Source organism: Achromobacter sp., from assembly GCF_036567245.1.
In the GTDB taxonomy this organism is placed as follows: domain Bacteria; phylum Pseudomonadota; class Gammaproteobacteria; order Burkholderiales; family Burkholderiaceae_B; genus Achromobacter.
The window spans coordinates 1-5,971 of sequence record NZ_DATCUY010000024.1; the positions used below are offsets into that span (position 1 = coordinate 1).

Sequence of the window (5,971 nt, forward strand, 5' to 3'; positions counted from 1 at the left end):
GCTTGAGGCGTTCGGGGTCCAGGCGGCCGCGCGCGGCCAGGTCGCGCACCAGGTCCGTTTCCACGTAGCCCGGCGCCAGCGCGTTCACGCGCACGCCCATCGGGCCCCATTCCACCGCGAGGGTCTCGGTCAGCAGCACTACCGCGCCCTTGGTGGCGCAATAGGCGGCGCGGTCGGGCGCCGCCACCACGCCATACATCGAGGCCAGATTGATGATGCTGCCGGCGCCGGCGGGCACCATGCGGCGGCCGGCGGCCTGGGCGCACAGGAACACGCCGGTCAGGTTGATGTCCACGGCGCGGCGCCATTCGTCCACGGTGACTTCCAGCGTGGGCTTGTTGGCCGATACGCCCGCGTTGTTGACCAGCACGTCGATGCGGCCCCAGGCCTGTTCGACCTGGGCGAAGGCGCGTTCAACCGCGTCGGCGTCGGTCACCGAGGCTTGCACGGCCAGGGCTTCGGCGCCCATTGCGGCCAGGCCGGCGACGGCTTCGTCCAGGGCGGCCGAGTCCATGTCCAGCAGCGCCACGCGCGCGCCTTGCCGCGCGAACGCTTGCGCCGTGGCCAGGCCTATGCCTTTGGCGCCGCCGGTGATGACGACGCTCTGGCCGCGCAGGTCGGGATGGATGACTTCCGGGGTTTGGTCCACGATGTTTGCCTCTTAGCGATGTATTTGCCGGCGCTCAGACCGCCAGCCATTCCTGGACCACGTCCTGGCGCTCATGCAGCTGCGCGGGCGGTCCTTCGAAAACGATGCGGCCGTGGCCCATCACGCTGACGCGGGTGGAGACCTTCAGTGCGATGGTCAGCTTCTGTTCCACCAGCACCACGGACACGCCGCGTTTGTGGATGTCGCGGATCACGTCGGCGATCACTTCCACGATCTTCGGCGCCAGCCCTTCGGTGGGCTCGTCGATCAGCATGACCTTGGGGTTGCCCAGCAGCGAACGGCACATGGTCAGCATCTGCTGCTCACCGCCGGACAGGTTGCCGGCCTTGGTGCCGCGGCGCTCTTTCAGGCGCGGGAAGTAGTCGAACATCTGCTCGGTCGACCAGTAGGGCGCGTCGTCGCGCTTGGGCTGTTCGCCCATGCGCAGGTTTTCGTCCACGCTCAGGTTGGCGAATACCTCGCGCTCTTCCGGCACGAAGCCCAGCCCGGCGCGGGCGATTTCGAAAGGGCGCTTGTTGGTGATGTCGCGGCCTTCGATGGCGATGCTGCCGCCGGTCACGTCCACCAGGCCCATGATGCTTTTCATGGTGGTGGAGCGGCCGGCGCCGTTGCGGCCCAGCAGGCTCACGACTTCGCCGCGGCCCACGGTCAGGTCGATGCCGTGCAGGATGTGGCTCTTGCCATAGTGGGCGTGCACGCCTTGCAGGCTCAGCAAGGGGGATTGCGTCGTCATACCGTTTCCTCTCCCAGGTAGGCTTCGCGCACGCGGGCGTCGCCGCGGATGTCGGCCGGCGTGCCGGTAGCGAGGATCTCGCCGTAGACCAGCACGCTGATACGGTCGGCCAGCGAGAACACCACCTGCATGTCGTGCTCCACGATCAGCAGCGTGCAATCGCGGGTCACGTCCTTGATCAGTTCGACCGTGTAGTCCACTTCGTGTTGGGACATGCCCGCCATGGGCTCGTCCAGCAGGATGACCTTGGGGCGCGACGCCAGCGTCATGCCGATTTCCAGCGAGCGCTGCTCCGAATAGTTCAGGTCGCCGGCGGCGGTGTGCTGCTTGGCGGCCAGGCGCACTTTCTCCAGCAGGCGCTCCACGTCTTCGTTGACGGCGCGGTTGCGGGCGATGGGGCGCCAGAAGTTGTAGACCAGACCGTGCATGCGCAGCACCGCCAGCCGCAGGTTCTCGCGCACCGACAGGCGCGGGAAAACATTGGTGATCTGGAACGAGCGCGCCAGCCCCAGGCGGTTGATGCGTTCCGGCGGCAGGCCGCCGATGGAGCGTGCATGCAGGCTGATGTCGCCCGAGGTCGGCGCGAACGAGCCCGACATCAGGTGGAACAAGGTGGACTTGCCCGCGCCGTTCGGACCGATCACGGCATGGCGTTCGCCGGCCTCGATCTGCAGGTTCACGCCGCGGATGATCTGCGCATCGCCGAAAGACTTGCGCACGTCGGTCAGGGTAAGGATCTCGTGGCTCATTGTGCGGCCTCCAGCGCGGGAGCGGCTTGGGCGTCGTCGCGCCACAGGGCCAGCGCCCAGCGGCAGGCGGCGAGGCCCACGGCGAACAGCGCCAGCGGAATCAGCCAGGTCGATGGCGCCAGCGGCGCCCAGTCGTGGCCGAACAGCGGAATGTCGGGCCAGCCGGCCTCGGGGTTCATGGCCAGCAGCGAGCGGTAGTCGCGGGCGAACATGCGTTGCAGCAGTTCCACCGTGAAGACCGTGGCGCAGGTCAGCAGCAGGCCGCCCGTCACCGACACCGCGGCGCGCGGCAACCAGTTACCCAGGCCGCGCTCGCGCAGCGACCTGGCGGCGCCCTGCACCAGGCCGACCAGGCCATCCGGCACGAACAGCATTACCAGCACGAACAGGATGCCCTGGTACAGCAGCCAGGAACGGGTGATGTCGGCCAGCGTCTGCGACAGGAAGGTCAGGATGGACGCGCCCAGCACCGGGCCGAGGAAGGCGTTGACGCCGCCGATGTAGGCGAACAGCACCGCATCGGTGGACAGCTTGACGTCGAACAGCACATAGTTGCCGGCTTCGATGTTCAGCGCCTGCAGGCCGCCGGCGATGCCGGCGAACATGGCCGACAGCGCGAACACCAGGGTCTTCAGCGTATGCGGGCGATAGCCCAGGTAGCGCAGGCGATTGGCGTTTTCGCGCAGGCCCAGCGTCAGCCGGCCCAGCGGCGTGCGCGTCAGGCCGTAAAGCGCCGCCAGCGATACCAGCACCCAGGCCAGCACCAGGAAATAGACCTCGATGTCGGAACCGAAAGTGAAGCCCCAGGCCGGCATGCGCATGGCGGACACGCCCGCCTCGCCGCCGAACACGCCCTTGAGGTGCGGCGCCAGCGCGTGCAGCAGTTCGGCCAGCGCCAGCGTGATCATGGCGAAGTAAACGCCGGCGCGCATGGTGGCGAACCAGCCTGCGACCAGGCCGAACAGCAGGCCGGCCACGCCGCCCGCCAGCGGCATCAGCGGCGTGGGCAGCAAGCCCGCGCCGCCTAGCGCGTTCATGGCGTGGATGGTGGCGAAGGTGCCGACGCCGAAGTAGGCGGCGTGGCCGAAGGACAGCATGCCCCCCTGGCCTGCCAGCAGGTTGAAGGCGCAGGCGAACAGCGCGGCGATCAGCATCTGCACTGCCGCCACCAGCTGGCCCGGGGGCAGCAGCCAGGGCAGCGCGCAGAGCGCGGCCACGCAAAGGATCAGAAGGAAGATCGCGGAAGTGCGGCGGGTCTGGCTCATGCCTGCTCTCCCTTCAGGCCCGAGGGCTTGACCAGCAGCACCACCAGCATCAGCAGGAAGGGCAGGGTCGCGGCCAGGCTGGAGATCTTCACGGTCATCAGGCCGCCCACGCTCTCGGCCCATTCACCGGCGCCGAACAGGCCGAACAAGGACGCCAGGCTGGCGTCGATGCCCACCGAGAAGGAACTGATCAGGCCGATCAGCAGCGAGGCGATCATCGCGCCTTCGAGCGAACCCAGGCCGCCCACCACCACCACCACGAACACCAGCACGCCGAGCTCCAGCGCCATGTTCGGATTGGTGGTGTAGAAGGCGCCCGCCACCGCGCCGGCCAGGCCGGCCATGGCCGCGCCCACGCCGAACACGCTCATGAACACCAGCGGCACGTTGTGGCCCAGCGCCTCGGCCATGCGCGGGCGGTAGATGGCCGAACGCACCACGATGCCGACGCGGGTGCGCGACAGCAACAGATAGATCATGGCGAACATCGCCAGCGACACGCCGCCCATCAGCAGGCGGTAGAACGGGTAATCCGCGCCGAACACGCGGAAGGCGGGGAAATTGAGGAACTGCGGCACGCGGTAGTCGACCGGAAAGTCGCCGTAGAACAGCTTGATCAGTTCGGCCACGATGAAGGCCAGGCCGAAGGTCACCAGCAGTTCCTGCGCGTGGCCGAATTTGTGGACGCGGCGCAGGAAATAGCGCTCCACGCCCATGCCGAGCAGGCCGGCGATGAGGGTGGCCAGCACCAGCGCGGCCCAGAAGCCGGTGACGGGCGTCAGGGTGTAGGCGGCGTACGCGCCTATCATGTAGAACGAGGCGTGCGCGAAGTTGAGCACGCCCATCATGCCGAAAATCAGTGTCAGGCCTGCCGACACCATGAATAGCAGCAGGCCGTAAATCACGCCGTTCAACAGCGAGACGGTAAAGTATTCCATGTCCGCTCCAGGATTCTTGCGCTAAGACGACGGACGTCTTGCGAGCGATTGCGCACCGGGGTTTTTCCGGCCCGCGCCGGGGGTGCGCTTATTGATCTGCGACGAAGGCTGATGAGGAAGCGCGTCCGGAGCGCCATGCGCAAGCTGGCGTCGGACGCGCTTGCGGCCCATCAGTTCGGCCGCTGCATCTTGCAGGTTGCCTGCGCCGGCGCCGACACCTCGGCCGCGGCCAGCACCTTCACCGGCTCGAAGCCCATGTCGGTGCCGTCGGCCTTGTACTTGGCGCTCTTGCCTACCTTGGACACCACCATGGGCAGCTGCACCTGATGGTCTTCCGCGCGCATGGTGTAGGTGCCCAGCGAAGAGGTGTAGGTGACCTTCTCCAGCGCCTTTGCCAGTTCCGGCACGGACAGCTTGCCGTCCTGCGGCTTGACCTGCTTGAGCGCCTCGCCCAGGAAGGCGATGCCGATCACGGTCTGCGGCTCGGTGTAGCTGGGGTAGTGGCCGGTCTTGGCCTTGTAGTCCTCGGCGAACTTGGCGCCTTCCTCGCCCGCAGCCTCGATGTTGTACGGATGGGCGATGTAGTGGCCCAGCGCGACTTCGCCGGCGTTGGCCAGGTTGCCCACCTGGTCCAGGAACACCGTGCCGAAGCGGACCTTCAGGCCCGCGGCCTGCGTGGCCTTCATCAGCAGCAGCAGGTCGTTGGACCAGTTGCCGGTGATGACGGTGTCGGGCGTGGCCGAACGGATGCGCGCCACGTAGGGCGCGAAGTCCTGGATCTTGTTGACTTCATGCAGTGTCTTGCCGACCACTTCATAGCCGTACTGCTGGGCGAAGCGCTCGGTGGCGCCTTCCATGTCCTGGCCCCAGGAGTAGTTCTGGTTGATGGCGTACACGCGCTTGCCCAGCGTGCCGTCGGCCGACATCACGGAAGCCAGCGCCTTCACGCGCAGGTCGGCGTTGGTGGCGAAGCGGAAGTGATAGAAGTGGCACTTCTGGCCGGTCAGCTCCAGCGCTTCGCCGCCCACGTTCAGGAACACGACCTCCTTGCCGGGGTTGCGCAGGTTGTGCTTGCGGACGTCTTCCGTCAGCTGGCCGGAAATGGCCGACGACGAACCTTGCACCAGGATCTGCACGCCTTCGGCCGCCGCCGCGCGGAAGCGGTCGGAGGCGCCTACCGGGCCGCCCTGGTTGTCGAACTCGACCAGTTCCAGCGGCTGGCCGTTCCAGCCGCCGGCGGCGTTGATGCGGTCCAGCTCATATTTGACCGCGGCGCGGAAAATCAGGCCGGTCGAGGCCTGCGGGCCGGACAGCGTTTCGATCAGGCCGATCTTGACGGGCGCGGCCTGGGCCGATGCGGCGATGCCGGCCAGGCACAGCAGGCCGGTGGTGAAAGCCAATTTCATGCGTGTCTCCTCCGTGGAACGGGAGTGTGGTGAATATGTGGATCAAGCAAGCGCGCTGGCGGGCAGGCCCCGGCGCGGTTCTTCCATGCCCAGGAAGCGGGCAATTTCGGCGATCTGTCCTTCCAGCATGTACAGGCCCGGATGCGTGCGGCAGCCGCGTGCGGCGGCGGCGCGCAGCAGGGGCGTGTCGACGCGGCTCATGACGGCGTC

The 5,971-nt window shown here is 67.4% G+C and carries 6 protein-coding genes; all 6 read right to left on the minus strand.

Annotated features, from left to right (window positions below):
* A partial coding sequence (locus tag VIR09_RS00780) for an SDR family oxidoreductase (protein ID WP_332010782.1) occupies window positions 1-649 on the minus strand: 649 nt, incomplete at its 3' end.
* A gap of 34 nt (window positions 650-683) precedes the next feature.
* A complete protein-coding gene (locus VIR09_RS00785) occupies window positions 684-1,403 on the minus strand; it encodes an ABC transporter ATP-binding protein (RefSeq protein WP_332010785.1) in 720 nt (239 codons plus the stop codon).
* Window positions 1,400-2,152, minus strand: a complete 753-nt coding sequence (locus tag VIR09_RS00790; protein ID WP_332010788.1) for an ABC transporter ATP-binding protein — start codon at window positions 2,150-2,152, stop codon at window positions 1,400-1,402. Before VIR09_RS00790 ends, VIR09_RS00785 begins: the two co-directional genes overlap by 4 nt.
* A complete protein-coding gene (locus VIR09_RS00795; RefSeq protein ID WP_332010791.1) occupies window positions 2,149-3,417 on the minus strand; it encodes a branched-chain amino acid ABC transporter permease in 1,269 nt (422 codons plus the stop codon). Before VIR09_RS00795 ends, VIR09_RS00790 begins: the two co-directional genes overlap by 4 nt.
* On the minus strand, window positions 3,414-4,355 hold the full coding sequence (locus VIR09_RS00800; RefSeq protein WP_332010793.1) for a branched-chain amino acid ABC transporter permease: 942 nt from the start codon (window positions 4,353-4,355) through the stop codon (window positions 3,414-3,416). Before VIR09_RS00800 ends, VIR09_RS00795 begins: the two co-directional genes overlap by 4 nt.
* 170 nt (window positions 4,356-4,525) lie before the next feature.
* Window positions 4,526-5,761, minus strand: coding sequence for a branched-chain amino acid ABC transporter substrate-binding protein (locus VIR09_RS00805; protein WP_332010796.1), 1,236 nt, complete (start codon window positions 5,759-5,761; stop codon window positions 4,526-4,528).
* Window positions 5,762-5,971: the final 210 nt, after the last annotated feature.